The organism is Saccharibacillus deserti (genome assembly GCF_013618475.1).
GTDB classification, from domain to species: Bacteria; Bacillota; Bacilli; order Paenibacillales; family Paenibacillaceae; genus Saccharibacillus; species Saccharibacillus deserti.
Genome location: NZ_JABJVN010000006.1, coordinates 184,027 through 211,026 on the forward strand (window position 1 = coordinate 184,027; position 27,000 = coordinate 211,026).

Genomic DNA, 27,000 nt, shown 5'->3' on the forward strand with positions numbered 1-27,000 from the left:
ACATCTGCCGCAAAGATTATTCGGGTCCCATTCTTTAAGATTTGCTAAAGCTTCGGAGCTTAGGATAAGGACAGAAACAACGATGTCTGCATCCGCAGCATGCTCACCCAACTTCAATCCGAAGGGAACGATTATAGATGAAAAAAGCAACCAGGATCGAGAAAACGAAGAAATTTCAGGCGAAAAAACGGACAGGCCTCGTGATTTTTCTCGGCGCCATGCTGACCCTGTCGGCGTGCAGTTCGGCGGCCGACACGGCGCAGACGGCGGCAGCGACTACCGCGGCGGAAGCTTCGGGTACACAAACGGCCGTATCGTCCACGGCTGCGACCGCGGTTTCGGCCAAGCTGAGCGGATTGACGGCAGCCGGTCTCGTTACATTGGACAACGCAGACTATGTGACGGAAGCTTCCGCCGATGCCACGACGATTACGCTGGCCGGAACCGACGCTTCGATCGACGGAGCGGGCGCCGAAGCGGCAAACGGATCGGTCACGATCACCGCGGCCGGCACCTATGTTCTGAACGGCAAGCTGAGCGACGGTCAGATCATTGTCGATACGGCGGACGCCGAATCGGTGCACCTGATCCTGAGCGGAGTCGATCTGACGGATCAAGACAGCGCTCCGATCTATGTCAAATCCGCCGAGAAAGTCATCTTGACCATGGCCGAAGGTACGGCCAATACGGTCACGGACGGCGCGGCCTACACATTGAACGAAGACGAAGAACCGAGCGCGGCCATTTTCAGCAAAGCCGATCTGACGATTAACGGAACCGGCAGCCTGACCGTTACGGCGAATTACAAAGACGGCATCGCAAGCAAAGATTCCCTGGACATCGTAAGCGGCACGATCGATATCCGGGCGGCGGACGACGGCGTGGTCGGCAAAGACCGCGTATACGTCGAAGACGGCACGATCACAATCGACGCTGCCGGCGACGGAATCAAGGCGACCAACGACGAAGACGCGGAAAAAGGCTTCGTAGCGATCAAAGGCGGTACGTTCGAGATCAAGGCGGGCAACGACGGCATCCAGGGCGAAACCGATGTCGTGGTAGATGGCGGAAGCTTCGACATCGTGACCGGCGGCGGTCATGAGAACGGCGCGGAACATACGGAATCCATGGGCGGCGGCTTTGGCGGCGGCGGATTCGGCGGCGGCCAACGTCCGGAAGGCGGCATGCGCGGTCCGGGCGGCACCGGCGATCCCGGTACGGGGCAAGGACCGGCCGTGGACGGCAGCGGAGCGGCTTCGGGGACGGCCGGCACGGACGAAGCGACGGCGGCCGACAGAGGAACGTCTTCGGCCATGCCGGATAACGCGTCGGACGCCGCGACGGATTCCGCGGCATCCGGCACGTCCGCGGATGCGGCAGCGACGACCGAGACCGAATCCGACAGCATGAAAGGCATCAAAGCCGGCGTTACGCTGACCGTAAACGGCGGCACGTTCGTTATCGATTCGGCGGACGACGCCCTGCACAGCAACGGCAGCACCGAAATTACGGGCGGCGACCTGCAAATTTCGACGGGAGACGACGCGCTGCACGGCGAGACCGACCTGATCGTCGCGGCGGGCACGATCGATATCCGGAGCAGCTACGAAGGGCTTGAAGCCCAGAACATTACGATCGACGGAGGTGATATCAACGTGGTAGCGAGCGACGACGGCGTGAATGCTTCGGAAGCTTCGACGACGACCGGGACCGAAGTGTCTTCGGACACGGCGGCAGGCACTGCGGCGGAAAACGATTCGGCGACAACCGTCGCAGCCGCTTCGGCTTCCGCGGGTACGGCTTCGTCCGTCATGACGGCGAGCGCGGCATCGACGGATACGTCCGCCGACGCCTCGGCCGACGCGACGGCACGCGGCGGATTCGGCGGCGGAGGCGGAATGGGAGGCATGGGCGCGGGCAATGCCGTGCTGACGATCAACGGCGGCACGCTGACGGTCGACGCGGGAGGCGACGGCCTGGATTCCAACGGTTCGATCGTCATGACGGGCGGCACCGTGACCGTCAACGGTCCGACGAACAGCGGCAACGGATCGCTCGACTACGACGGCAGCTTCGAGATCAGCGGCGGTACGCTGAACGTGGCCGGCAGCTCGGGCATGGCTCAAGCACCGGGCGACGATTCGGCGCAGCTGTCGATCGCGATGACCTTCTCGTCGTCGCAGGCGGCGGACACGCAGGTCGACGTGAAAGACAGCGACGGAAATACCGTTGCGGCCCTCACGCCTACGAAAGAGTTCGGCATGGTGGTCTTCAGCTCGCCCGACTTCGAAGACGGCGGCACGTATACCCTGTCTTCCGGCGGCAGCGAGATCGTGACCTTCACGATCTCCGGCAGCGCGACGACCTGGGTGAACGAATCCGGCGTGACGACGGCGAACGCCGGCGGCATGGGCGGAGGCAGACGATAAGGCAGCCCAGGCGGCCATAGATGTAGACCAGATCGACACCTAGCAGGTGTTGATCTGGTTTTTGTTTTGAAATCATACTAAAAATAAAATTGATATTTGGAAAAGAGAAACTAATTAATCTTCAAAGTCGTTTATCAGATAAATGTATTTCAAATGGATTCTGGGGCTTGTACGCAAACTTCAAGAACGTTAACAAATCCGTTAAATTAAAGACATGAGACGAGACGATTTAAGCGACGAGGAATGGAATGCTATTGAATTTTTTCTGCCCCGCTTGAAAACCACAAGGGAAACGGCCTCCGAAAGATCGGAGACATCGACTAAACGCACTCGATTGTAATGCGCTGGCTAATCGCGAAATTTTAGCCGAACGGGCTTGCGATAAGACAGCAAGCATGTTCTGGGATTTTTTAGTTTTGATTTTGATTTATATTTTCTGTGGAAAGGAATTATATGTATAAATCGTTTTTTCTTCAAAGAATTTCAAAATGCTTTTCCTAAGCGTAAGTTGTTTCTTATTCTTATAATTATGCTATGTCCCATTATTTACACTTTATCTAGACAAGATCAGTATATATTGGGGGACCCATTGGACCTGTTCACTCTTATTCTTGAGGGGGTTTTTTCGCTGGTTTTGTGTTACCGGCGACCTTTGTTTATCTGCTTCATTTTTCAAGAGGGTTAAAAAACAAGTTTTTCTTCTACGAGCAGAATCGTATACCGGTTCGGAAGCTCATTAAGATTAAATTTCTGGTTATGTTCAGTTCGACTTTTTGTTTGTTTTTTATTTTTATGATGGGTTGTTTTGTTTTCTGCTTTTACATAACGCCTACTTTCGATCTTATTCCTTACCAGCCTGAAGAACCTTTTGTTCCAGGCACGATCCTAACGCAGGATGTGTACTCTAGGCATACGTTCACCCAACTGTTTCAATACGGTACTTTAACCTACGGGCTTTTGTATTCTGCCTGGGTATCGGTCCATGCGGCGTTGTTTGCTTCACTGGGTTTTCTGCTGCTTTTACTGATTCCTAATTCTTTTATTGCGCTGTCGGTGCCCTTTTTACTTTATGTGACTGGAGCTTTACTGCTGCCCAGCATAAATCTCAATTTGAGTATTTACTGGTTTTGGCAATCAATATTCCCTTATGGTACGGTTCAGCAGCCTATTTGGACAGCATTCGTTTCTTTTAGTGGACTGCCCCTTCTCTGCGCCCTGCTTTACCTGTACCTATACATACGTATCGATCGGTTGGATCATACATCATGATATATCTGAAAAATCTGGCGGATGAGTATCTTCAGGTCAAATGGATCGTATGGACGCTGTTTCTGTTCGGGTATGGCTGGATAAGCAGGCAAGATGTAATGACCTACACCCAAGTGGATCAAAAAGCGATCAATCAATGGGATATCCTGTTTTCTTTCTGGGGCGATCCGTTTTTCATTTTCTATTTCTTTCTTCCTGTCTGGATCTTTTTCTGTATCAAACTCATTTATGCCGAATCCCGATTATTAGTATTCATACGCTCAAAAACGGAGCTGGGCTGGATGAGACATGTATTTTTTCGGCTTCATTTCATGCTGGTCGTCAATACGGCGATCTGGCTGTTCGTCAGTCTACTGCTGACGCTGGGGGTTCCTTACGAATTAGGCTGGAGTCCCTGGGCGCTGGGTGAAAGTTACTTCAACGCCGGTATCGCTCCGGTCGTTCATCTGGGCATTCCACCGATCTTTCTATTTATGCTGCAGGTTGTTCTGCTGATAGTGTTCCTGAGCTGCCTGTATACGGCGCTGTGCGTTACCCATTTGTTAACCGCCAGACCCGCTATCATGATCGCTCTAGGTACCGTTTTATACATCGGAGCGATTATTTCCTTCAAAATGTTCCCCGCTGACTGGATTTGGATCAAAGCGAGCAGCTACTCGATTCTTTCCGCTTCCTACTACGACTTGCATTCGCTTTGGGTCGGATTGATCGTGCAGCTCATTCTGATTGCTTTGGGATGGGGCGTCATTGCGGCAAAGAAAAGATGGGAAGGCTAGTGAAGGTATTCGGTTCGGGTACGTTTTATTTTTTGAAGACGGTGTGTCGATTGTATTCGACGTCTGGGCGGCCGGTGCGAACGAATCCTTGGTAAGCCTGAGTGCAGGGACACATTGTACAGCACCTTTTTCGGCGTGACTCAATGAGGATTTTGACTGCTGATCTATCTGTTTTCAGCATCGCTTTTCTGGGATTCGTCTACTTGTTTCAGCCCTGTCTGCACTAAACAGTATGAGATATCTAGGGCAGGGATTGAGGTAATCGGGTATGCGCTCGTTCTGCTGGCGTTCCTGATTGTCGAGAGCGTCATTCTGGTCGGGGGTTCCAGCGGAGAAAAAACGTATTTTGAAAGGGGAGCGGACAATGGTCATTTCTTTAACAGGCGTAAGCAAATCTTTCAAAGGACAGGTGCTCCTGAGCCAAGTCGAGGCCCGGTTCGATAAAGGGGGCATCTACGGAATCACCGGTCCTAACGGATCGGGCAAATCGGTACTGTTCAAAATGATCTGCGGATTCGTACGGCCGGATTCGGGAGAGATCCGTATCGATCCCGCTTATCTGGAGAAGGGGACACGGTTTCCGCAAAAATTTGGCATCGTGATAGACCGTCCGGGCTATCTGGGGGGGAGAGACGGGTCTGGAGAATTTGAAAAGGTTGGCCGACATTCGGGGGCGAAATCGGAGAACGGGAAATGCGAGCGGCCATGGCAAGTGCCGGTCTGGACCCGAACGTCCGACAGAAAGTCAAAAATTATTCGCTGGGCATGAAGCAGAAACTGGCGCAGGCGCAGGCGATTATGGAAGATCAGGAAGTTCTGCTGTTGGACGAACCGTTCAATGCGCTGGATGTGGACAGTGTGGCGCAAATCCGTTCGCTGCTGCTGGCTTTCAAAAAACAAGGGAAGACCATTCTTCTGACTAGCCATAATCAAGAGGACATCGACTTGTTATGCGATCAAGTATATCGGATTGAACAAGCCAAACTCATTAAAGTGGAAAATAAAATGAATATCTGAACGACAAGGATAACAGCGGCAGAGCAATCGCAACGGTCACGCTGACCAAAGAATTCCGCGCCGCGGTCATCAGTTCCGCTATTGATCTTTAATAAACATAAATGTTAGGACCCTATGATCCTCGATGACTTTAATTGCGAATGTAGCAGAGGTATTATAGGGGAAATATATTGATCGGTATGCAGGTAGGGACGTATAGGTCTCTGTTTTCCTTAAAAGGCGTGAGCGAAGCGATCAAGGGCAGATCCTCATGGGCGAAGCACCGACTATATGAAAAAGCTGAATGAAGGCCGTGGCTCGGTCCCGTTCGGCTTTTTGCATGCTGAAAATTCTGGATCGGATTGGGAAAAGAGGATGATTTGAACTTTGCATAAAAGCATGCTATATTCAATAAAACAGAACGCATGTTCTTTTTTGCGAAAAATCCCGATGCTGCGCATATTCAGGGCCAAAAGTCCGGTGCCGCATGCCCGAGTGAGACTCGCGAGGAATTCACGTATAATTCTAACCAATTACAGATTAGCGAGGAGGCGCTTGATTTGCTGCAATTGACTGCATCCCATATCGATTCGCTCGCTCCGAACGCGGCCGCGGCCAAGAACGGCCGGGGACTGGTTCAGAAGAACAAGTTCGTCAAGCTTCACGTATCCGAGGAAGGAGACCTGCTGTTCGGCGAATGCTCCGGCAGCGGCAAGTCCAATTACGCGTGTTCCGTCGATTTCCTGACTCCGGACAATCCGGTATCCCGCTGCAGCTGCCCGAGCCGGCAGTTCCCGTGCAAGCATGCGCTGGGACTTATGTATGCGTATGCAGACGGTCTGAAGTTCGAACAGTCTACCGTGCCGGAAGAGATTTCGTCCAAGCGGGAGAAGGCGGAGAAACGCGAGGAGAACAAAGCCAAACGCGAGAGCGGCGAGCTTCCGCCGGCCAAGCCGAAGAAGGTCAACAAAGCGGCGCTCAAGAAGAAGATCGCCCAGCAGCTCGAAGCGCTGGACGAACTCGAGAAGCTCACCGTGTCGCTGGTGCGGGGAGGCCTGGGTACCGCGAGCGCGCGGACGGTCAAGGATCTGAATGATCACGCGAAGCGGCTGGGCAGCAGCTACCTGACCGGAGCGGAGAATGAACTTCGCCGGTTGGCCCTGCTGCTGGAACAGGAAGATCGCGAGAGCGGCTATACATATGCGGCCGAGCAGCTGACGCTGCTGAACGCTTTTATCAAGAAGGGTCGCACCTACCTGCAGGCCAAGCAGGAAGACCCCGAACTCTCGCCCGATACGGAATCGACAATCGAGGAATGGCTCGGCCATGCCTGGCAGCTGTCCGAACTGAAGGAAGCGGGGCGGGTCAGCGAGAACGTCGAGCTGCTGCAGCTGGCGTTCTACAGCTACCGGGACGAAGCCCGCAAAGAGTTCGTCGATACCGGATTCTGGCTGGAACTCGGCGAAGGCCGGATTCACCGCACGGTTCAGTATCGGCCGTTCAAAGCGGTCAAGTTCATGAAGGAAGAAGACAGCTTCTTCAGCGTGGCGCAGATTGCCGAGCTGTACCGGTATCCGGGCGGCCTGAATGCCCGGGTACGCTTCGAAGGCATGCTGCCGCGGCAGACGGCTTCCGGCGATTTCGAAGCGGTCCTGGGCGCGGCTTCGGCTTCGATCGCGGACGCGGTCAAAGCCGTCAAAAACCAGCTTAAAGACCCTTTGGCCGACCGCGCTCCGGTCGTGCTGCTCAAAGCGTCGCGGATCGCGCAGACGAAGAGCGGAACTTTCGCGCTGGTCGACGAAACGGGCGCTGCGCTGGAACTCCGCGATATTTACCGGCTTCCGCAGCCGACGACCCCATTGCTGTCGCTGGTCGATCCGACGCTGTTGGAAGAAGGACTCGTACTGGCGATGTTCGAACACCGGATGGACACGGGAAGACTGGCTGCACAGCCGTTGACGCTGATCAAGGGCGGCCGGATCACCCGGCTGCTGTACTGATCGCAGAAGCGATACGAGGCCCGGATTTCGGGACGATATTGAACAGAAACGGGAGGAGAAGCCAATGAGTACGACTTTGCTGCAGGAACTCCAGGGCGAACTGCGCCGCCTCTATATCGCGGGCAGCGACCTGGCGGCGGACGATTTCCGCCTGAAACGGATCGAACCCAAGTTTGCCCAGCTCGGAGAACGCGCGCCGGTGTTCAAGAAGCTGGCCGAAGGTCTCGCGGAACTGACGGGGCCGTCCGAAGCGGAAGCCAGAGCTTCCAAGCTTCAGGACGTCTCGCTGCTGCTGAATTCGGTGCTGTCGACGCAGGGAGCGACCGCGGCGGAAGGTCTGAAGGAAGAGAAGCTTCAGGAAAGCGGGCTGACCGATCTCACGACGGCCCATTCGTACCGGCAGCTGGCCGAAGTGCAGAATGCGCTGTCCACATCGGGCGGCGGACGATACGAGATTGTAACGACAGCGCATCGGGACGGATTGTTCCGCGACCTGCGGCTGTTCCCGTTCGCGATGAAGGCGCTGAACGATCCCTACGCGGAACTGGCCGATTACGCCGTCCGTTACATCCTGCCTTCCTACGGCCCGGTCATTGTGCCGTACCTGCTGGCAGGGCTGGACATTCAGGGCGGCCGCGAGCAGGAGCGCCGGCTGGAAGTGATCCGGAAGCTGGGCGTCGATGCCGAGGATGCCCGGACCTTGAACCTGCTGGTCAAAGCGGCCGAGGAAGGCTCGGACAAAGTACGGGCCGCGGCAATCGCCTGCCTGGGATCGCATCCGGATTTCGAAGACCGTCTGATCGAATGGTCGCTGGACAAGAAAAAGCCGGTGCGCGAAGGCGCCCTGGCGGCATTGGCCGTACGCAATTCCGAAGCCGCACGCGACCGGATCTACGAAGCGTTTACCGGCAAGGATGCGATGCCGGCCGCCGAAGCGGTCGGAGCCGCTCCGGCCGCAGAGATGCTGGAGCGGTTGATTCCGCTCTACGCGGAGAAACTGCGCCAGGAATATACAGGGGAAGAAGATCGCAAGAGCAAGGACAAGCTGTGGAGCGAACTGGAGCCGTTCACGGTCGCTTTCCGTTATGCGAAGCATACGGAGCTGGAGCGTCTGTATCTGGATCTCGGTGCGAACCAGTCCGATTATCCTGCACTGGGACGCCTGGATTATGCCGAGAGATTCCGTACGCTGAGCCAGGCCGCCGGTTACCTAAAAGAATCCGACACGGAAGAAGCGCTTGAAGTGCTGTATGCCCTGGAAGAGCAAAGTCCCGATTTCCTGCCCTACGCGTTCCATGCGACCAAGAGCCGCCGCTCGCCTGCCGAACTGTACGACCGTTATGCCGGTTCGGGCCGGGGTCTTCTGCGCACGGCCGTATCGAAGAAAGCCCAGGCGATCCAGAAGAAGCTGATCGAGACGCTGCACGGAGAAATCCATGTCTACGAAAATTACGTTCGCCGGCGTCTTCCGCAGGAGACCATCGAAACGCAGTGGGATCCCCGCTGGCTGGATTGGGTCATCGACCGGAACGATCTCGAACTGGTCTCCGGTCTGGCGGCTCCGGGACATCCGAAGCTGCTGCCTTACCTGGAGAAACAAATCGAGAATACGAGCAACAGTTATTACGAGCATTATATTTTCGTTGCGCTTGACGCGGGCGGCTATGACGAAGAGACCAAGTATGAACTGCTGATGCGCTGGATGGAAAACAGAGACTGGAAAAAAGTCTACAGCATTTACCACGGGGAAACGGAGCGTCTGATCCGGATTCCGGCCCGTTTTGCCGCGGAGGCCGCGGACCGTCTGGAACCGCTGATCGTACATATGCGGTTCGAGAATCTCAAGGAAACGATGCAGGAAGTCGTCCATTCGCTCCGGAAGAAAGCCGCTTCGGACGAATAAAGTCCGCAGTTTCCTCTTGTCAGACGAACGGCGCGTCCGCCCGGCGGTACCGAAGAATCGGCCGTGCGGGCGGACAAACCGGCTTCATTTTCGAGTTGTCGCACCCATCTTGCAATCGAGAGGAGAATGAACGAATGGCAGCAGCAAAAAAGCAAGAGCAGGAAGCTATGCGCCTGCCGGCGGAAGTTCTGTACCAGCAGGAGCTTGAGGCGTTGAAAAAAGAAGACAAAGGGGCGGTCCCGCCCGGCTGGCAGATGTCGCCGCGCGCCGTACTGACGTTTATTACCGGAGGCAAAGCCGGCAAACTGGATATTACGCCCAAATACATAGGCAATAAACGGCTGGTCGAGATGGCGATTGCCACGCTCGTAACCGACCGGGCGCTGATGCTGATCGGCGAGCCGGGCACCGCCAAATCCTGGCTGTCCGAGAATTTAACGGCCGCGGTCAGCGGCAATTCGGGTCTTGTCGTGCAGGGAACCGCCGGCACAAGCGAAGAACAGGTCCGGTATTCGTGGAACTATGCCATGCTGCTGGCAAACGGCCCGACGCCGGAAGCGCTGGTGCGCAGTCCGATCATGCGGGCAATGGAAGGCGGCAGCGTAGCCCGCTTCGAAGAAATCTCGCGCTGCGCGTCGGAAGTGCAGGATGCGCTGATCTCGATCCTGTCGGAGAAAACGGTGTCCGTACCGGAACTCGGCAGTGAAACGAGCGCCCGCAAAGGCTTCTCGATTATCGCGACGGCCAATACGCGCGACCGCGGCGTCAACGAAATGTCCGCGGCCCTCAAGCGGCGCTTCAATATCATCGTGCTGCCCGCGCCGTCCGATCTGGAGACGGAGCTGTCGATCGTCAAGAAGCGGGTAAGCGAGATCGCCGCTTCGTATCAGCTTCACGCATCGCCTCCCGCCGACGAAGCGCTGCTCAAAGTGGTGACCATCTTCCGCGAGCTGCGCAGCGGCATGACGCTCGACCGCAAAGAGAAGCTCAAGTCGCCGAATGGCGTGATATCGACAGCCGAAGCCATTTCGCTGCTGACCAACAGCATGGCGCTGGCCGCAAGTTTCGGCAGCGGGGAAATGACCGACGGGGATCTCGCCGCAGGCCTACAGGGAGCGATCGTCAAAGACGACGACAAGGAGCGATCGTCAAAGACGACGACAAGGACAAGCTGGTCTGGAAAGAATATCTGGACAACGTCATGAAGAAACGGGGATCGGAGTGGCGCGGACTGTATCAGGCGTGCAGGGAGATGAACGAGTGAATACCGCGTCCGACGTCCGGATTTCCGTGTTTGGCGTCCGGCACCTCTCCCCCGGCGGTGCCCGCCATCTGCTCCAGTATCTGGACCGCGTCCAACCTACGGCGGTCCTGATCGAAGGTCCGTCCGACGCTACGCCCCTCATTCGCGATCTGGTCCAGCCTTCGACGGTTCCTCCGGTTGCGGTACTGGCTTTCACGGATGAAATGCCGGTACGAACGGCGCTGTGGCCGTTCGCCATTTATTCGCCGGAGCTGCAGGCCATGCGCTGGGCTGCCAAGAACGGCGCGCTGTGCGAAATGATCGATCTGCCTTCCGGCGCGGCGCTGGCGCTTCAGGATCTGCGGCACCGAAGCGCCGTGGAACGCGCGGAGCGCCGTGCGAAGGATGAAGCGGAACGTTCCGAATCCCCGGAAACCGAAGATTACGGGCAGCCCGATCTTCCGGGCGGCCTGCCGTCTTCCGGTGCGCCTGCGGCCTTGGAAGCGGAAGGCGTGGAAGAACGGGAAGCCGGAGCTGCCGGCCGTTCGCTCTATGAACGTATCGCCGAAATGGCGGACGAGCACGACTATGAGACGTACTGGGAGCGTCATTACGAGCATAATGCCAATCCCGATACGTACCGCGACTCGATTCTGGCCTTTTCGGCCGAAATGCGTGCGCTCGGCGAAGACCGCGAGCGATCCGAGCTGCCGCAGGAACACGCCTACAACCATGTGCGCGAAGCCTATATGCGGCGGCAGATTCTCAAAGCGATCGAAGCCGGACACGATCCCGGGAAGATCGTGGTGGTCTGCGGCGCTTACCATGCGGCGGCACTGGAAGAACCGGCGGCCGGCGCGATGAGCGACGAGGAACTTGCGGCGATGCCTGTTCGCAGCGCCAAGCTCACGCTGATGCCTTATTCGTACTACCGGCTGTCCAGCCTGTCGGGTTACGGGGCCGGCAATAACGCTCCGCATTATTATCAGCTGATGTGGGAAGCGATGGAGGCCGGGCGGCCGGACGAACTGCCCCGGCTGTATCTGTCGACGGCGGCCCGGAATCTGCGCGCCGCCGGTACGCACCGTTCGACCGCCGAGGTCATCGAGGCGGTCCGGCTGGCCGAAGGGTTGGCTTCGCTGCACGGAGGCAGCGCGCCGACGCTGCAGGAGCTGCGCGACTCGGCGCAAACCCTGCTGGGACGCGGAGAATTGTCGGTCGTGGCCGAAGCGCTGGCCCGGGTCGATATCGGGACGCAGATCGGCAGTCTGGCCGAAGGCGTCAGCCAGACGCCTCTGCAAGGCGACTTGAACCGCGAATTGAAACGGCTCAAGCTGACCAAATACAAGACTGCGGTCGCGGCGGATCTCTCGCTCGATCTGCGCGAGAATCGGCGTGTTTCTTCGCAGGAAGCCGCGTTCCTCGACTTGAACCGATCTTTCCTGTTCCATCGTCTGGAACTGTTGGAGATTCCGTTTGTCCGTTCCAGGCCGGCCGCTTCGGACCGGGCCGTCTGGGCCGAAGACTGGATCATCCAGTGGACGCCGGAAGCCGAGATCCGGGTCGTCGAGTCGACCCTGCTCGGCGAGACGATCGAGATCGCCTGCGCCTACCGGCTGCGGGAACGGCTCGAAGCCTGCACCTCGATCTCCGAAGCTTCCAAGCTGATCGAAGTGTCCGTCCGCTGCGGCATGACCGCGCAGATGGAAGACGGCCGCCGCGTGCTTCAGAGCCTGGCCGCGGACAGCCGCGATGTGGCGCAGATCGCCGCCGCGGCTTCCCGCCTGTCGGGCATTATCGCCTACGGCGATGTCCGGCGCGCGGACACGGGGCCTCTTGTTCCGCTGATGGAGCAGCTGTTCTACCGCGGCTGCCTGTATCTGGTCGATGCCGCGAACTGCAGCGACGAAGCGGCTTACGGCATGGTGTCGGCCATAAGCGACCTGAACCGGATCGCCCAGGAGCATGACGATGCGGTCGACGTGCCGCTTTGGTCGGCCGAACTGAATAGCCTGTCCGAACGCGATGACCGCAATCCGAAGCTGTCCGGCTTTGCCTGCGCGCTGCTGCTGGAGCGCGGCGAGATGGACACGGAGCAGTGCGCCGCGGAAGTCTCGCGCCGGCTATCGCCCGGTATTCCGTCCGAACTCGGGGCGGGGTGGTTTGAAGGGTTGTCCATGCGCAACCGCTACGCCCTGCTGTCGCGGATGAGTCTGTGGCAGCAGCTGAACGGGTATATCCATTCGTTGGACGATGAAGAGTTCAAGCGGGCGCTCGTGTTCCTGCGGCGGGCATTCAGCTCGTTCTCGGCGCACGAGAAGACGATGATCGCCGAGATGCTGGGCGAACTGTGGGGTGTCAATACGGAACAGGCCGCAGAGATTCTGACCGGGGAACTGAAGGAGGAAGAGGACAAGATGCTGGATGAATTGAACGATTTCGACTTTGGGGACTTTTGACATGGCGAATAACACGACGAATTCGATGAACACCCCTGACGATCCGATCGAAGAACAGAACGCAGCGGGCATGGAAGAATCGGCATCGCCTTCGGGCAGCCCGGCCGGACACTCCGTTTCGCGCTGGCGTCTGATTCTCGGCGAAGCGGCCCAGAAACAGTTGGAAGGCATGAACGGAGCGGGAGGACTGCACCTCACCGAAGAAGAAGCGATCATGGACGCGGCGCTTGCGGCGATCTACGACGATACGACGGAAGACGCCCCCTCGACCGGCGGCGGTTCGGGCGGCGGCTCCGGCGGACGTGCGGCAGGCAGAGGGCGGGGTTCCGTCAATTTGTCCCGCTGGCTGGGCGACGTGCGCAGCCTGTTCTCGGAAGACGTCGTCTCGATCATCCAGAACGATGCGATCGAGCGGCGCGGCTGGAAGCAGCTGCTGTTCGAGCCGGAGCTGCTGGCTTCGGTGAAACCGGATATCCAGATGGTAGGTACGCTCATGGCGCTCAAAGGCAAGATTCCCGAGAAGACCAAAGACACGGCCCGGATGCTGGTCAAAGCGGTCGTGGACGAGCTGATGGCCCGAATGAAAGAAGACATGCGGCGTGCCGTCACCGGTGCGCTGAACAAGCGGCAGCATACGCCTCTGCCTTCGCTCAGCGGTCTGGACTGGAAGCGGACGATCCAGCGCAATCTCAAGCATTACAATGTCGAACGCAGGATTCTGATTCCCGAACGGTTCTATTATTTCGATCGGGCGCGCCGCAGCAAGGAGTGGACGGTCATTCTCGATATCGACCAGAGCGGTTCGATGGCCGATTCGGTCATCTGGGCTTCGGTGACGGGCGCGATCTTCGCCAGTATGCCGGCACTGGATACGCGCGTCGTCGTATTCGATACGGAAGTGGTCGACCTGACCGAGCAGTGCGCCGACGATCCCGTCGATATGCTGTTCGGCATCCAACTCGGCGGCGGAACCGACATCAACAAATCGGTCGCCTACTGCGAGAATTTTATCGAAGATCCGAAGAAGACGCTGTTCATCATGGTCACCGACCTGTACGAAGGAGGCAACCAGTCGGCGCTGGTACGCCGGATGCGCGAGATGCGCGAATCCGGCGTGCGCACGCTCTGTTTGCTGGCGCTCTCCGACAGCGGCCGCCCGTTCTACGACGAGCGCCTGGCGAAGCAGCTGTCCCGGGACGGCACGCCATGCTTCGCGTGCACGCCGGGCATGCTGCCGGAACTCGTGGCGGGTGCGCTGCAGGGGCAGGATATGAGTGCATTGGCGGACAAACTGACGGCCAAAAAAGGTTGAGGAGGGATGCAGATGACGGAGTCTCCCGGGATCGTCATCCGGCGGCCGATTCCCGATGATTCGGCTTCGGCCGGGCGGGTATTCGAGGCGGCAATCGCGGATGCTTTTGCGCGGGAAGGATTGGAGAACGAATCCGAAGAAATCGAGCACGAAATTTCGCTTAAAAAACGGCTGTTGGCGAAAGCGCTGGATCGGGAAACAGCGGGAAACGGTTCATCCCCTCCCTTGTTTCTGGTAGCCGAGCAGGACAGCGAGGTTATCGGTACGATTTCTTTCGGTCCGTGCAGCCGCGAAGTGCGCGAATGCGCAGAGGGGCGATTGAACGAAGTGGGCGAATTGGGCACTCTTTATGTGCGTCCGGATCTTCAGGACTGCGGGATCGGCTCGGCGCTTATCTCCGCGCTGATGCGGGAACTGCAGCGTCTGGGTATTCACGAGTTCTGCCTGGACAGCGGTTACCGCCGGGCACAAGCGCGCTGGAAGCGCAAATTCGGCGAACCGTACGCCGTCGTTCCCGATTATTGGGGTCCCGGCGTTCCGCACATGGTCTGGTACTGCCGGGTTCTGCAAAGCCGTCCGGGCACGGAAAGCGAACAGCGGGATTTTCTGTTTCAACCCTAAACAAAGGCGGCCTTGAAGGCCGCCTTTGTCGTGGGAAAATCCCGATTCCATGTGCTTGGGGTTCAAGTTCTTGGCGTTTCATGCCGCGTTTCGGGAGCTCAGGCGGTCTCCGCATCCTCCGGAACGACCACCTGGACGTGCGAAGGCAGAATATGCAGCTCGATCGGCAGCGCCGGTCCCGGCTCGCCGTCGACGTTGGTCTTGACCGGCTGGGTGGAAGAGACGCTTACCCGCTTGGTCGTGAAGTATTCGACGTCTTTATGGCCTTTGAGATTACCGAACAGCAGCGATACCCCTGCGGTCAGCGTGTTGAAAATATTCAGATCATGCAGGATAAAGCAGTGCAGCAGCCCATCGTCGACAGAAGCATCGGGCGCCAAGTTTTCAAAGCCGCCGACCGAGTTGGTAAGGGCGGCGATAAAGATCGGCGCATCGCCTTCCCAAGTTCCGCCGTCGTGGGTAATCGTCAGCGGCGAAGTCGAACTGCCGAGCAGTTCTTTGGCGCCTTCCTTGAAGTAAGCGAACGCCCCCAGCTTGGATTTCTCTTCCGAAGTGACGGAAGACAAAGCATCGGCAAGCGAACCGGCGGCGACCACATTGGCAAACAGCTGATCGTTGACGCGAGCCATATCGACACGGCGCAGACGCGTCGAACTCAGCGTATGGATCGCCTGATCGGGATCAAGCGGAATGTTCAGCGCCCGCGCAAAGTCGTTGACGGTTCCGAGCGGAATGACGCCGAGCTTCGGTCGGTGCGGCTGGTCAAGCAGCCCGTTGATCGTCTCGTGCAGCGTACCGTCTCCGCCGACGGACACGACAAGGTCGAATTTGTCCTGACAGGCGGACACGCAGAATTTGGTGGCATCGAGTTCCTGGGTCGTTTCTTTGACGACGACGTCGTATCCGGCTTCGTCACGCAGTGCGTCTTCGACTTTACGGACGTATTCCAGCGCCTTCTCTTTGCCCGAAGACGGATTCATTATAATCATGGCCTGCTTCACGAAGAGGCTCCCCCGTTCTGGTTGGAATATGCTTGCTACTTTTCTTTACCCAGAAAATGCAGGGATCGTCTCTTTTTTTGCAGAGAACCCTGTACAATAAATTTGACGGAAATCATAAAGAAGCGGAGGAAAGCCAAAATGGGCGAACAAACGGGACACACGGATGAGCTGCGGCAGCGAGTCGAACGGCATATCGAAGCGATCGGCGAATTCACGTCGACTCCCGGACAGGGGACGACCCGACTGACCTACAGCGAGCAGGATCTTCAGGCGCGTCAGTATATCAAACGCACGATGACCGAATACGGACTCCAAGTGAGGGAAGACGGCTTCGGCAATATATTCGGCAGGCTGGAAGGCACGATCGAAGGGGCGCCGGGCGTTCTGATCGGGTCGCATTTCGATTCGGTGCCAAACGGCGGCTCGTACGACGGTCCGGCGGGCGTGGTCGCGGGGCTTGAAGTCGCCAGGCTGTTTCGGGAGAACGGACTGACGCCCAAGTACCCGCTCGAAGCGGTGGCGATGACCGAAGAGGAAGGCGGCCGGTTTATCGGGGGGCTGCTCGGTTCGCGAGCCATGCTGGGCGTGATTTCCCGGGAGGAGTTTGCCCAGACGACAGACAAGGACGGTATCACGACGGTCGAAGCGATGCGCGCGATCGGACTTGATCCGTCGCTGCCGGGCAAACGGGAGAAAGAAAGCATCAAAGCCTTCCTGGAACTTCACATCGAGCAGGGACCGATCCTTGAGGAAGAAGGTATTCCGATCGGCATCGTCCAGGCGATTGTCGGTCTGACCCAGATTCAGGTTACCGTACGCGGCAGCGCCGGCCATGCCGGGACGACGCCGATGGAGCGGCGCGCCGATGCGTTGGTGGCCGCTTCGAAGATCGTGGCGCAGCTGCCGGAGCTGGCGAAGGAGCAGGGGAACGGGACGGTCGCGACGGTCGGCCGGCTGAACGTTTTGCCGAACGGGGCGAACGTGATCCCCGACCGCGTCGTCTTTACCGCCGATCTGCGTGCGGGACGCGAAGAAGACGTGCTGGGCATACTCGATAAGGCGGAGACGCTGGCGCGTTCTGCGGCGGGGGAGGGCATCGAGGTCGAAATCGAACGCCAGCTGTACATCAAGCCCAAGCGGATGAGCGGCCATGTGCGGGAGCTGCTGGAGAAAAGCAGCGGCGCGCTGGGGATCGAGTATCGTCCGCTGAACAGCGGAGCGGGGCACGATGCGATGATCTTTTCCGATTTTACCGAGGTCGGCATGCTGTTTATCCCGAGCCGCGGCGGACTCAGCCACTGCCCGGAAGAATGGTCGGATCCGGCGGATATTGCGCGTGCCGTAGACATTTTCTATGAAGCCGCCAAAAAGCTGACCGAAGCCGAGTAAGCAGAGCCAAGCGTCCGCCGACATCGAAATGTCGAAGGATTGTCGGCTGCACGACTTGTGAAGCGGCCTGCGAATATGGAACCATGAAGAGAACGAATGCGATGGAAACGAGGAATGAAACCCATGAATGAACTGCCCAACTGCCCGGCCTGCAATTCCGAATACACGTACGAGGACGGCAATCTGCTCGTCTGTCCGGAATGTGCGCACGAATGGACGCCGGGAGCGGAAACGCCGGACGGCGCGGCCGACACGAAGATCGTCCGCGACGCCAACGGCAACGCACTCAGAGACGGCGATTCCGTGACCGTAATCAAAGACCTCAAAGTCAAAGGAAGTTCGTCCGTGCTGAAGATCGGCACGAAGGTCAAGAATATTCGCCTGGTGGACGGCGACCACGATATCGACTGCAAGATCGACGGATTCGGCGCGATGAAACTGAAGTCGGAATTCGTACGCAAAGCCTGATTGGCTGCGCCGCAGCCCGCTTGAAGAGAAGCATTACCCTTGAAATGGATCAGGCTTACCGGTCGATACCGGAATCGAAAAAGCTTGCTGGGCGAATTGGCGTTCGGCAGGCTTTTTTTGTTAAAAAACTGATTACAGTGACACGTTAAATCTCTAAAATATTATATATATTTTTGATAATTTAAATTGTATGCTTCTCTTAACAATCATTCATTCAGAATCGGGGAGAATCATGACAATCAAAAAAATGGGACTGCGTATCGCAAGCACCGGACTGGCCGCCTTACTGCTGTCTTCGGGGGTTCTGACAAATGCCGGAACGGTCTCGGCCGCTTCGCCGGCTTCGGACACGAAGGGACACTGGGCGGAGAGCCGAATCGTTCAATGGCTGGAATTGGGCTGGATTCGCGGCTATTCCGACGGCACGTTCCGTCCGTCGATTACAGAAACGTCGCGGCCACTTCGGCCCAATTGACCAGCAAGGTATTGAATTCCTCCGACTTCTCGTCCAACCGGGTGACGTTCACCATCAGCGACGGCGTAAACAACGTTCCGGTCGATCTGTGGTGGAATATCCCCCAAAACGACGGATTCACGGTCGGACAGGTTGTCGGTTCGGCGGTCGACAGCGCGATTCAAGATTACTTCTACAAAGTCGGAGGCACTGACGGACTGATGAACCGGACCATGTGGGCAGCCGACTGGACGGCCGGCAATACCTTTGTGCTCGGCAGTTATAAAAGCGGATCGGCTTCGAACCTGACGCTCAGCGGCAACTGGCAGGCTCTGTTCGACACGAATACGTCTACAGGAATCGAAGCGATTGCCCGCAGTCGAAGCTTCACCGTAAGCAGCGGCGTCAAAACGGTAACGATCACGCTGAACCGGACTTTCGCCGATCCTGACGGAGCGGGTCCGCTTGACGAACTCGACGCTATTGTGACCTATATCAACCAGCGGTTCGCGTCTTCGGGATTGACCGATGCGAAGGCGATTCGTGCCGGGCAGGCTTTCGAGATCCAGCTTCCCAAATCGTATGCCGCCCTAACCGTAGACGGCGTCAACAAAGACGAATTCTTCACCGAGTTCGTAGGCAAGTAAGCGGCTGCCGGTCACGGATAAAGCGGAAACGGCCCTTGAAAAGAATTCAACAGAAAGTTTCCAAAAAGAGACCGGATGATCCGGTCTCTTTTTTGTTCCCGTTTCCGACAAAAGATTTGTGGTTCCGGCAGCGGTTGACTTAAGATAGAGGACGAAGGTTTCAAGATATCGAAAGTTGGGCAAACGAAGAGTTTGGAGGATTTTACGGATGAGGATGGATTCGACAGATCATGCGAATGGGCCGGACGACTACCGGCAGCGTTTCCGGGGAGACTGCGAGAACTGCTTTGGACTCTGCTGTGCGGCGCTGCCGTTCGCGGCTTCGGTCGACTTTGCGATCGACAAGGCGGCGGGAGAGCCGTGCCGCAACCTGCAGGAAGACTTCCGCTGCGGCATTCATACCAAGCTGCGAAGCAGCGGGTTCCGGGGCTGCACCGTCTACGACTGCTTCGGGGCGGGCCAGAAGGTCTCGCAGCAGACCTACGGCGGGGTCAGTTGGCGCGAGCGTCCGGAGACGGCGCGCGCCATGTTCGAAGTGCTGCCGATCGTCTGGCAGCTGCACGAGCTGATGCTGTACCTGACGGAGCTGCTGGGCCGCCCTGCGGCCTCGAAGCTCCACCCGCAGCTGGGTGAGAAGCTCGCGGAGATCGAGCTTCTTACCCGGCTTGAACCCGACGCTCTGCTTCGCTTGAGCGTCTCCGTGCAGCGCGCGGAAGTGAACGGGCTGCTGCTCGAGGGCAGCGAGCTCGTTCGGGCCGAAGCGCTGCAGCGCCGGGCTGCGCGCGGCGAAGAGCCGGCGCGCGGGCGTCAGCACCCGCGCGGGGGCAAAGGCGGTCGCAAAGGCCGCAAACCGGCCATCGGCCGCGGCGCGGACCTGGTGGGCGCCGATCTGCGCGGCGAGGATCTGCGCGGTGCGAACCTGCGCGGCGCTTACCTGATCGCCGCCAATCTGGGCGGCGCGGATCTGCGCGAAGCGGACCTGATCGGCGCCGATTTCCGGGACGCCGACCTGCGGGGCGCCAATCTGACCGGCGCCCTGTTCCTGACGCAGGTGCAGGTGAACGCGGCCCGCGGGAACGCGTCGACGCTTCTGCCGCCGGGCCTTGAGCGCCCGTCGCATTGGGCGGGCTGAGTACGGCCTGCTGTTGAATGAACGTTTTCACTATCCGATATCGGGAGGAAGATCAAGATGAAGCATAATCGACTTGGAAACAGCGGTCTGTACGTTTCGGAACTCGGTCTCGGCACCAATGCTTTCGGCAAGCGTGCCGACGAGGAGACGTCGATCCGCGTCATTCACGCGGCTATGGACGGTGGCATCGACTTTATCGATACGGCCAATATCTACGCGGGCACGGAATCGGAACGCATTATCGGCAGAGCGCTGGAAGGCCGGCGCGACCGGGCTATACTGACGACCAAAGCGGGCCTGCCGCGCGGCGAAGGCCCGAACGATCGGGGTTCGTCCCGCCGCCATCTGCAGCGGGAACTGGAGAGCAGTCTGAAGCGGTTGAAGACCGATTATGTCGATCTGTACCAGATCCATACGTTCGACCCGTATACGCCGCTGGAAGAAACGCTGCGCACGCTTGACGGCTTTGTCTCTTCGGGCAAAGTCCGTTATGTGGGCGCTTCGAATTATACGGCGTGGGAATTCATGAAGGCGATCGGGATCAGCGAACGGGAAGGTTTCGTTCGGTATATTTCGAGCCAGACCGGCTATTCGCTGGCGGACCGCACGCCGGAACGCGAATTGATCCCGATGTGCCTGGATCAGGGAATCGGTCTTATCCCGTATTTCCCGCTGGCCGGAGGCATCCTGAGCGGCAAATACGGCAGCGGAGGTTCGGCTCCCGAAGGTTCGCGCGCCGAGACCGATCCGAACTTCAACCGGTTTATGAACGACAGCTATCTGGAACTGGGCCGGCGGGTCGGAGAATTGGCGGCGGAAGCCGGTACGACCCCAAGCGCGCTGTCGCTGGCCTGGCTGATGCGCCGCCCTGCGGTCTCCACGGTTATCGCGGGAGCGACGAATCCGCAGCAGGTGGAAGCGAATCTGGCAAGTACAAGGTTCGAGGCGGATGCGGAATTGTTCGCGAAGCTGGACGGGATCAGCGAGCCGTTCCGTTCGGGCGAACCGTTTGCGGCGTACCGCCTGCCTTGAGCCGGCCGGATCCGTGCGGAGGACGGACCGAACACAGGAGGAGCGGATTCATGGGAAACCCTACTTTTCTGCTTGCACCGGATTCTTTTAAGGAAAGCATGACGGCCAAGGAAGTCTGTATGGCAATGGAAAAAGGGCTGCGCCGGGTCTATCCGGACGCCCGTTATATTCATGTTCCGATGGCCGACGGGGGCGAAGGCACGGTGCAGTCGCTGGTCGATGCCTCGGACGGTACCCTGCACACGAAGGAAGTGGCGGGGCCGCTCGGCAAGCCGGTGACCGCGGGCTTCGGCCTGCTCGGCGGCGCACAGACGGCGGTAATCGAGATGGCTTCGGCCAGCGGCCTCCATTTGGTCGACATCGCGGCACGGAATCCGCTGCTGACGACATCGTACGGGACGGGCGAACTGATCCGCGAATGTCTGGATCTTGGCGTCCGGCGCATTCTGATCGGCATAGGCGGCAGCGCGACCCAGGACGGAGGAGCGGGAATGGCCCAAGCGTTGGGTGCGCGGCTTCTGGATTCGTACGGGCGGGAAATTGCTCGCGGCGGAGGCGCTTTGGCCCAATTGAAGCGAATCGACGTATCGGGACTCGACGAGCGGCTTGGCCGGGTCGAGATTGTCGTCGCCTGCGATGTGACCAATCCGCTGTGCGGGCAGGAGGGAGCATCCGCCGTATTCGGTCCGCAAAAAGGAGCCACGCCGGAGATGGTGACGATACTCGATGCCAATCTGGCCTGTTATGCCGACCGGATCGAAGCCGATCTTGGGCGCTTCGTCCGCGATATACCGGGATCGGGTGCGGCCGGCGGCCTGGGCGCGGGACTGCTCGCTTTTACCCAATCCGAGCTGCGCCGGGGCGTGGATATGGTGCTGGAGCATACGGACTTCGAGCGCAAAGCGGCCGCAGCGGATCTGGTGTTCACCGGGGAAGGCGGGATCGACTTTCAGACCAAATTCGGGAAGACGCCTTGCGGCGTAGCCCGGGCTGCCAAACGGGTCGGCAAGAAAGTGATCGCCGTCGCGGGGTATGTCGGCAGCGGAATCGAAGAGCTCTATGAAGAAGGCATCGATGCGGTATTCGGGATTGTACCGGGTGCGGCGCAGCTTTCCGATCTGCTGGCAGCCGGTCCGGAGAATGTGGCTCGGACATGCGAGAATATCGCCCGGGTGCTGAAGTTCGCGGATTGAACCGGCCGGAGCATGAAGCTCCGGTCTTTTTTGATGCGCGGAAATCGGTTTGCGGAAGAAATCCGGGCAAAAGAAAAAACGGCCTTCGTCCGCGGTAGGCGGGAAGGCCGTTTCTTCGGGAGGCGCGATCGGAGAATTTCCGACAGCCGCACCGGTTATCTCATGTTGTCTTGGATCGTTTTTTGCCAGATTTCTCCGCCGTTCGGACTGCTGACCGATTCGTGCGAAAGCGTCGCTTCCTGCACATCGCCGAAGCTCCAGCGGCTCTCCGCCACATCCGGGAACTGGGGAGTCAGACCGGCCAGAGGACCGCGGTACAGAGCCCGGTTAATCAGCGTGACGGCTTCTTCGCGCGTGATCAAAGCGCCGGGTTTGAACGTACCGTCCGGATAGCCGGACAGCTGTCCGCTGCGGAACAGGGCTTCTACGGCACCGGCCGCCCAATTTCCGTTCAGGTCGGTGAAGTGTGCGTTCAGGGAGTCGGACGTATCCAGATCCAGGAAGCGTGCCAGTACGACGGCAAGTTCACCGCGTGCGACCGGCGCGTCGGGCTTGAAGGTACCGTCCGCATAACCGGCAAAGTATCCCTGCGCGGTTGCGATGCGGATGTAATTTGCGGCCCAGTGGCCGCTGCGGACATCCTTAAAGGAAACACTTCCCGCTGTCGAAGCGTTCTCCGAGAGACGGGCCACGATAGCGGCCAGCTCGGCGCGTGTCAGCGTATCGGTCGGATGGAACTTCTTGTCCGGATAACCGAGAATGTAGCGTTGATGGCTCAGGCTGCCGAATCGGTCCGAGAATACCTGGACGGCGACAGCGGCGTCGGAAGCTTTGACCGTACCCGAAGCAGGTACGAATTGTCCCGTAATCTGTCGGGCGGCTTGAGCGGCATCGATTTGTCCCCATTTCAGGGAAACTTTGAAGCTTCCCGTTCCGCCGGCCGGGAGGCTTGCGACGTTCCAGGTAATCGTTCTGCCGTTTACCGTTCCGCCGTTTGCGTCAACCACTTCGACGCCTTCCGGCAGCGTAACGGTTACGGTGGAGCCGTTCAGCGCAGTGTTGGTCTTGTTGGCGTAATCGACGGTGATCGTCGACGTTCCGCCTTCAGGCACGCGGCTGCTGTCCGTCGAAATGTTCAGCGACAGATTGCCTGCCGGAACCGCTGCCGGAGGAGGAAGCGGCGAACCTCCGCCCGTGGACGGAGTAGACGGTACGCTGAGCGGCTGCATGTTAAAGTCGAAGTTGACGATAGTCTGTCCGACATGAATGATGCCGTTCTGAATATAGCTGTCTTCCCCCGGAGCGGCCGGGCGGTTAGGCTTGGCGATACGCGTATCGTAGGTTTCGTATCCGCTTCGGGTGGCGACGATATAATAATCGCCTTCCGGGTAAACCATCCATGCGTATTCTCCGCTTGTACTCGTCGACTGCGGGTTGATGTTGTTGTTAGGCGCAAAGCCCGCAAGAGTCGGCAGAGGAACCGGAGTGTTCGCTGCTCGGCCTGCGGCAGCGTTGCCCGGAGTATCCGCCCAATAGAGCGTGACGTCCGCTCCGGCGATAACTTGTCCGGTCGAAGCGTCGCGAACCGTACCGTAAGGATCGATCAGCGAGTAGACGATGCCCAACTGTCCGTCTTCGTTCATCACGATATTGACGGTGGCAGGAGGACCGGCAAGATGCTCGCCGTTCGGAGCGGTCATCAGGTAAGCGATCCGGTAGCTTCCCTGCGGAACGCCCGTCAGCTTGAAGCTGCCGTCGGCGGCGATCGGAAGATTCTGCTGGAAGCTTCCGTCCGTGCTGGTCAGAACAGCGGTCTGCGCTCCTCCGAACAGGTCGCCGAATGCCGGAGACTCCGTGCTTCCGGCCTGTGGCACGATAAAGATCTGACCGGCGATGGCGTTGACCGGCTCGATCGTGTCGCCCGTTTGAAGGGTTCCGACAGTTACCGTTTCGGTTTGTTTCAGCGTGAAGGTGGTGCCTCCGCTTGTAACCGGCGTTTCGGTGTTCAGTGTGTACGCATAATTTCCGCGCGGTACCGCAATGGCATATTCGCCATTCGCATCGGTTGTGACATCAGCCGCAAAGTCGACGATGCCATCGCCGTCGAAGTCTTCGGCAACCCGAATCTTGGCGCCGGATACCGGCTTCTGGGTCACATGATCGATGACGACTCCGTTGATCATCGCCGGGTAGTAGTCGATCCCGGCGCTGTCTGCGACCGTAAGGCCGTTCGAATCTTTGGCGGACGCCGTAATTGTACGATGTACCGGTGTAGTATCCGTCAGTTTGGCCGGTGTATATTCGATCACGGCGGTTCCGTCTTCACCGGTTACTCCGGTTCCCACGGTGTCTCCGTTATCGAGAGTGAACGTGACCGGAATGCCCGCAGCGGGGCGTCCCTGGCTGTCTACGGCTTTGGCCGAAGCCGTGACCTTGGAAGTGCCGTCGGCCATTACGCGCTCCGGAGATACGGTAAGATCAATCGTATAAGCGGGAGCTGCGTTTTGTACGATCACGGTTTGCGTGACCGTCTTGCCGTCGTAGACGGCCGTAACGGTCGTGGTACCCGGCGACACGGCAGTGACTTTGCCGCTTGCGTCCACTGTCGCAATGCTCGGATCGGCGGAGGTATAGACCGCCTGGCCGGTTACGTCCTTGATGCTTTCGTCTTCCAGATAGACGGCCGTCACCTTCGGCGTCTGCGTATCTCCCGGAGTCATCGTCACCGTGGACGGATCGATCAGCAGATCGCGCAATTTCGATGGAGGCTGGACCGGCGTAGTGACGGAAACGGAGTTGGAAGCCACGGACTCGAGGCCGTTGCTTACCGCTTTAACGATATAATTCCGTGTCGTTTCGGGGGTCAGACCGGTCAGTCTGTACTCCGATCCGTTAATGCCGCTGGCTACAGGGCTGCCATTGGCGTCATAGACATTGTAACTTTGCGCGCCCGGAACTTCGTTCCAGGTCAGCAGGGCCGTTGTCGGTGTCTCCTGTCCGGCATCCAGCACCGGAGGGGCAATGATGACGGTCACGACCGACTGTACGCGTTTGTCTTCGTAGACGGCTTCAATAACCGTCGTGCCGGCACCCACGGCAATCAAATGCCCTTTCTCGTCGAAAGTCACCACTTTCGGGTCGGTTTTGCTGCCCGGAAGAGTCGGTTCTCCGATATTGGCATAGAACTGCGAGCCTGCGGTAACGTCACCCCACTGCGGCTGCTGCGGATCGCCGTAAACCGCACGGACGACCGTATCGCGCTCCGCCCCGATCGGCATCGTGTAATCCGGCTGTTCCAGCGTGAAGTCGAGGCTGAGGCCCAGTGCCGTCTCATTGGACGGGATAGACTCGTAGAGCGCCGTTCCGTCCTGGGCTACCGCCGTAACGGTGTAGAGGGACAGATCGCCCAGACTTCCGTTGTCCACCGTATGGGTCGTTCCGGTCAAGCCGGTCTCGATCTGTACGCCGTCTTTGTAGAGATTATAGGAAACGGCGCCCGGGACCGAAGTCCACCGAAGCTGGTCGACCGTTTCCGGTACGGCGCTGAGTACCGGAGCGGGCGGTACAAACGCCGTATCGTAGGCTCCGCCTACGCTGACGACGCGCACTTCGCCGCCCGACGGCAGCGAGGTGCCGAAGTCCACGATCGTGGTCGCCGTGCCGTTCTCGTTCGCGTTCTGCGAAGGCGTTTCGACTTTGCCCACGGAAGTGAACGTGACGGGAGCTCCCGGAACCGGATTGCCCAGTACGTCGATCGGCGTTGCGGTTGCCGTATACTTGCCCGGCTGTCCGGCAACCGGTACAAGCTCGAGCTGGACTTCGATCGGAGCCTGCTTGTAGGTATAAGCCGCCGGATCGATCGGATCCAATTCGTTGGCGAAGTACCACGAGTGGATATCGTGGGTCTCCATGGAGCCCCCCGTAGCGGAAGTAAAGCCCGCATAGACGCCGGAGTTTCCTTTGAAGATATCGTTCAGATTGATGCCGGTCGTTTTCAGGGACGGCTCGGCCGGACGCTGTTCCGTCTTGCTGATATAAACTTCGACCGTCTGCGTTTTGCCGTTGTAATCGATCCATGAATACAGATCTTCGCCGCCGGAGAGACTGAGGTCTTCGGGCAGAGTCTTGTACCAGGACGGGTTGTTGTTGGCCACGTCTCCGTTTACGGCCAATCCGATGTAGTTGTTTGAAGGGTCTTTCTTATCCCCGTTCTGGTAAGTATCGTATTTCACCGCGAAACTCGGCTTGATGCCGCCGTAGCCGATGCCCACGCCTACTGCGCCTGCGTTATTGGATTGGGCCTGCACGGTGAACGTGATTCCGTCCGCCGGGCTGCCGGATGCGAGCTTGTCGTTCAGTCTGAATTTGAAAAAAGTGCTGAACGAGTAATTGTTGCCGGCTGCGATCAGCGTTTTGTTGAAAGCTGTTCCGAATTGATTGCCGGTTCTTTCGGTCAGCCGCAGTACTTTTTGGCCGCCATCCACGGTAGCCACCTTCGTGGCCCCGTTAAGCGAGAACAGTTTGTCGACCATCACCGTGTCCGCGAAACTGTCGATTTTGTACGTGATCCACTTTTCTTCCGGCGCGGCGCTTGCCGGTGTCAGAGCCGGATGCAGCAGCGAAAAGATCAGCATGATCGCCAGCAGCAGCGGTATCGATCTTACCGCTTTCCTCAT

Annotated in this window: 17 protein-coding genes and 1 pseudogene; 16 read left to right on the forward strand and 2 right to left on the reverse strand. The window is 58.4% G+C overall.

All coding sequences use genetic code 11. The annotated features are described in order from the left end of the window. Positions 1–137: 137 nt before the first annotated feature. The 9 genes and pseudogenes from HOP44_RS16055 (at position 138) to HOP44_RS16095 (ending at position 15,008) form a co-directional block, all read left to right on the forward strand. Positions 138–2,429 carry a carbohydrate-binding domain-containing protein gene (locus HOP44_RS16055; RefSeq protein ID WP_172255093.1) on the forward strand — a complete coding sequence of 764 codons (2,292 nt, stop codon included), beginning with the start codon at positions 138–140 and terminating at the stop codon, positions 2,427–2,429. A gap of 1,265 nt (positions 2,430–3,694) precedes the next feature. After that, on the forward strand, positions 3,695–4,474 hold the full coding sequence (locus HOP44_RS16060) for a hypothetical protein (protein ID WP_172255095.1): 780 nt from the start codon (positions 3,695–3,697) through the stop codon (positions 4,472–4,474). A 364-nt stretch (positions 4,475–4,838) separates the two neighbouring features. After that, positions 4,839–5,491, forward strand: a pseudogene (locus tag HOP44_RS16065) (ABC transporter ATP-binding protein). A gap of 539 nt (positions 5,492–6,030) precedes the next feature. Further along, positions 6,031–7,470 carry an SWIM zinc finger family protein gene (locus HOP44_RS16070; protein WP_172255097.1) on the forward strand — a complete coding sequence of 480 codons (1,440 nt, stop codon included), beginning with the start codon at positions 6,031–6,033 and terminating at the stop codon, positions 7,468–7,470. 64 nt (positions 7,471–7,534) lie between these two features. Beyond that, positions 7,535–9,373 (forward strand): HEAT repeat domain-containing protein, encoded by a 1,839-nt coding sequence (locus tag HOP44_RS16075; protein ID WP_172255101.1) that lies wholly within the window; start codon positions 7,535–7,537, stop codon positions 9,371–9,373. Positions 9,374–9,507: 134 nt separating this feature from the next. Next, a complete protein-coding gene (locus HOP44_RS16080) occupies positions 9,508–10,578 on the forward strand; it encodes an ATP-binding protein (RefSeq protein WP_425501886.1) in 1,071 nt (356 codons plus the stop codon). 55 nt (positions 10,579–10,633) lie between these two features. Continuing rightward, entirely contained in the window at positions 10,634–13,075 is a 2,442-nt protein-coding gene (locus tag HOP44_RS16085) for a DUF5682 family protein (protein ID WP_172255103.1), read from the forward strand. Between the two features lie 70 nt (positions 13,076–13,145). After that, positions 13,146–14,387, forward strand: coding sequence for a VWA domain-containing protein (locus HOP44_RS16090; protein ID WP_172255322.1), 1,242 nt, complete (start codon positions 13,146–13,148; stop codon positions 14,385–14,387). A gap of 12 nt (positions 14,388–14,399) precedes the next feature. Further along, positions 14,400–15,008, forward strand: a complete 609-nt coding sequence (locus tag HOP44_RS16095; RefSeq protein WP_172255105.1) for a GNAT family N-acetyltransferase — start codon at positions 14,400–14,402, stop codon at positions 15,006–15,008. 98 nt (positions 15,009–15,106) lie between these two features. On the opposite strand, the gene HOP44_RS16100 is transcribed toward HOP44_RS16095, so the two are convergent. Next, entirely contained in the window at positions 15,107–16,009 is a 903-nt protein-coding gene (locus tag HOP44_RS16100; protein ID WP_172255107.1) for a YegS/Rv2252/BmrU family lipid kinase, read from the reverse strand. 138 nt (positions 16,010–16,147) lie between these two features. On the opposite strand from HOP44_RS16100, the gene HOP44_RS16105 reads away from it, so the two are divergent. From HOP44_RS16105 to HOP44_RS16135, 7 genes are all read left to right on the forward strand, one after another. Continuing rightward, on the forward strand, positions 16,148–17,398 hold the full coding sequence (locus tag HOP44_RS16105; RefSeq protein ID WP_172255109.1) for a Zn-dependent hydrolase: 1,251 nt from the start codon (positions 16,148–16,150) through the stop codon (positions 17,396–17,398). Positions 17,399–17,521: 123 nt separating this feature from the next. Continuing rightward, positions 17,522–17,866: a zinc ribbon domain-containing protein YjdM gene (locus HOP44_RS16110; protein ID WP_172255111.1), complete on the forward strand. Its 345-nt coding sequence runs from the start codon at positions 17,522–17,524 to the stop codon at positions 17,864–17,866. 232 nt (positions 17,867–18,098) lie between these two features. Next, on the forward strand, positions 18,099–18,341 hold the full coding sequence (locus tag HOP44_RS23025) for an S-layer homology domain-containing protein (RefSeq protein WP_172255113.1): 243 nt from the start codon (positions 18,099–18,101) through the stop codon (positions 18,339–18,341). Further along, a complete protein-coding gene (locus HOP44_RS16120) occupies positions 18,338–18,967 on the forward strand; it encodes a hypothetical protein (protein WP_172255115.1) in 630 nt (209 codons plus the stop codon). The genes HOP44_RS23025 and HOP44_RS16120 overlap by 4 nt, the downstream gene beginning before the upstream one ends. Before the next feature lie 214 nt (positions 18,968–19,181). Next, positions 19,182–20,099, forward strand: coding sequence for a pentapeptide repeat-containing protein (locus HOP44_RS16125; RefSeq protein WP_216667625.1), 918 nt, complete (start codon positions 19,182–19,184; stop codon positions 20,097–20,099). Positions 20,100–20,156: 57 nt separating this feature from the next. After that, positions 20,157–21,131, forward strand: coding sequence for an aldo/keto reductase (locus HOP44_RS16130; RefSeq protein WP_172255119.1), 975 nt, complete (start codon positions 20,157–20,159; stop codon positions 21,129–21,131). 50 nt (positions 21,132–21,181) lie between these two features. After that, a complete protein-coding gene (locus tag HOP44_RS16135; protein WP_172255121.1) occupies positions 21,182–22,324 on the forward strand; it encodes a glycerate kinase in 1,143 nt (380 codons plus the stop codon). Between the two features lie 155 nt (positions 22,325–22,479). On the opposite strand, the gene HOP44_RS16140 is transcribed toward HOP44_RS16135, so the two are convergent. After that, positions 22,480–27,000 (reverse strand): S-layer homology domain-containing protein, encoded by a 4,521-nt coding sequence (locus HOP44_RS16140; RefSeq protein ID WP_172255123.1) that lies wholly within the window; start codon positions 26,998–27,000, stop codon positions 22,480–22,482.

Excerpts from the sequence above, each read along its gene's own strand:
- HOP44_RS16055 (WP_172255093.1), top strand. The coding sequence starts at position 138 with ATGAAAAAAGCAACCAGGATCGAGAAAACGAAGAAATTTCAGGCGAAA.
- HOP44_RS16060 (WP_172255095.1), top strand. The coding sequence starts at position 3,695 with ATGATATATCTGAAAAATCTGGCGGATGAGTATCTTCAGGTCAAATGG.
- HOP44_RS16075 (WP_172255101.1), top strand. The coding sequence starts at position 7,535 with ATGAGTACGACTTTGCTGCAGGAACTCCAGGGCGAACTGCGCCGCCTC.
- HOP44_RS16080 (WP_425501886.1), top strand. The coding sequence starts at position 9,508 with ATGGCAGCAGCAAAAAAGCAAGAGCAGGAAGCTATGCGCCTGCCGGCG.
- HOP44_RS16090 (WP_172255322.1), top strand. The coding sequence starts at position 13,146 with ATGGAAGAATCGGCATCGCCTTCGGGCAGCCCGGCCGGACACTCCGTT.
- HOP44_RS16095 (WP_172255105.1), top strand. The coding sequence starts at position 14,400 with ATGACGGAGTCTCCCGGGATCGTCATCCGGCGGCCGATTCCCGATGAT.
- HOP44_RS16105 (WP_172255109.1), top strand. The coding sequence starts at position 16,148 with ATGGGCGAACAAACGGGACACACGGATGAGCTGCGGCAGCGAGTCGAA.
- HOP44_RS16110 (WP_172255111.1), top strand. The coding sequence starts at position 17,522 with ATGAATGAACTGCCCAACTGCCCGGCCTGCAATTCCGAATACACGTAC.
- HOP44_RS23025 (WP_172255113.1), top strand. The coding sequence starts at position 18,099 with ATGACAATCAAAAAAATGGGACTGCGTATCGCAAGCACCGGACTGGCC.
- HOP44_RS16125 (WP_216667625.1), top strand. The coding sequence starts at position 19,182 with ATGGATTCGACAGATCATGCGAATGGGCCGGACGACTACCGGCAGCGT.
- HOP44_RS16130 (WP_172255119.1), top strand. The coding sequence starts at position 20,157 with ATGAAGCATAATCGACTTGGAAACAGCGGTCTGTACGTTTCGGAACTC.
- HOP44_RS16135 (WP_172255121.1), top strand. The coding sequence starts at position 21,182 with ATGGGAAACCCTACTTTTCTGCTTGCACCGGATTCTTTTAAGGAAAGC.
- HOP44_RS16140 (WP_172255123.1), bottom strand. The coding sequence starts at position 27,000 with ATGAGGAAAGCGGTAAGATCGATACCGCTGCTGCTGGCGATCATGCTG.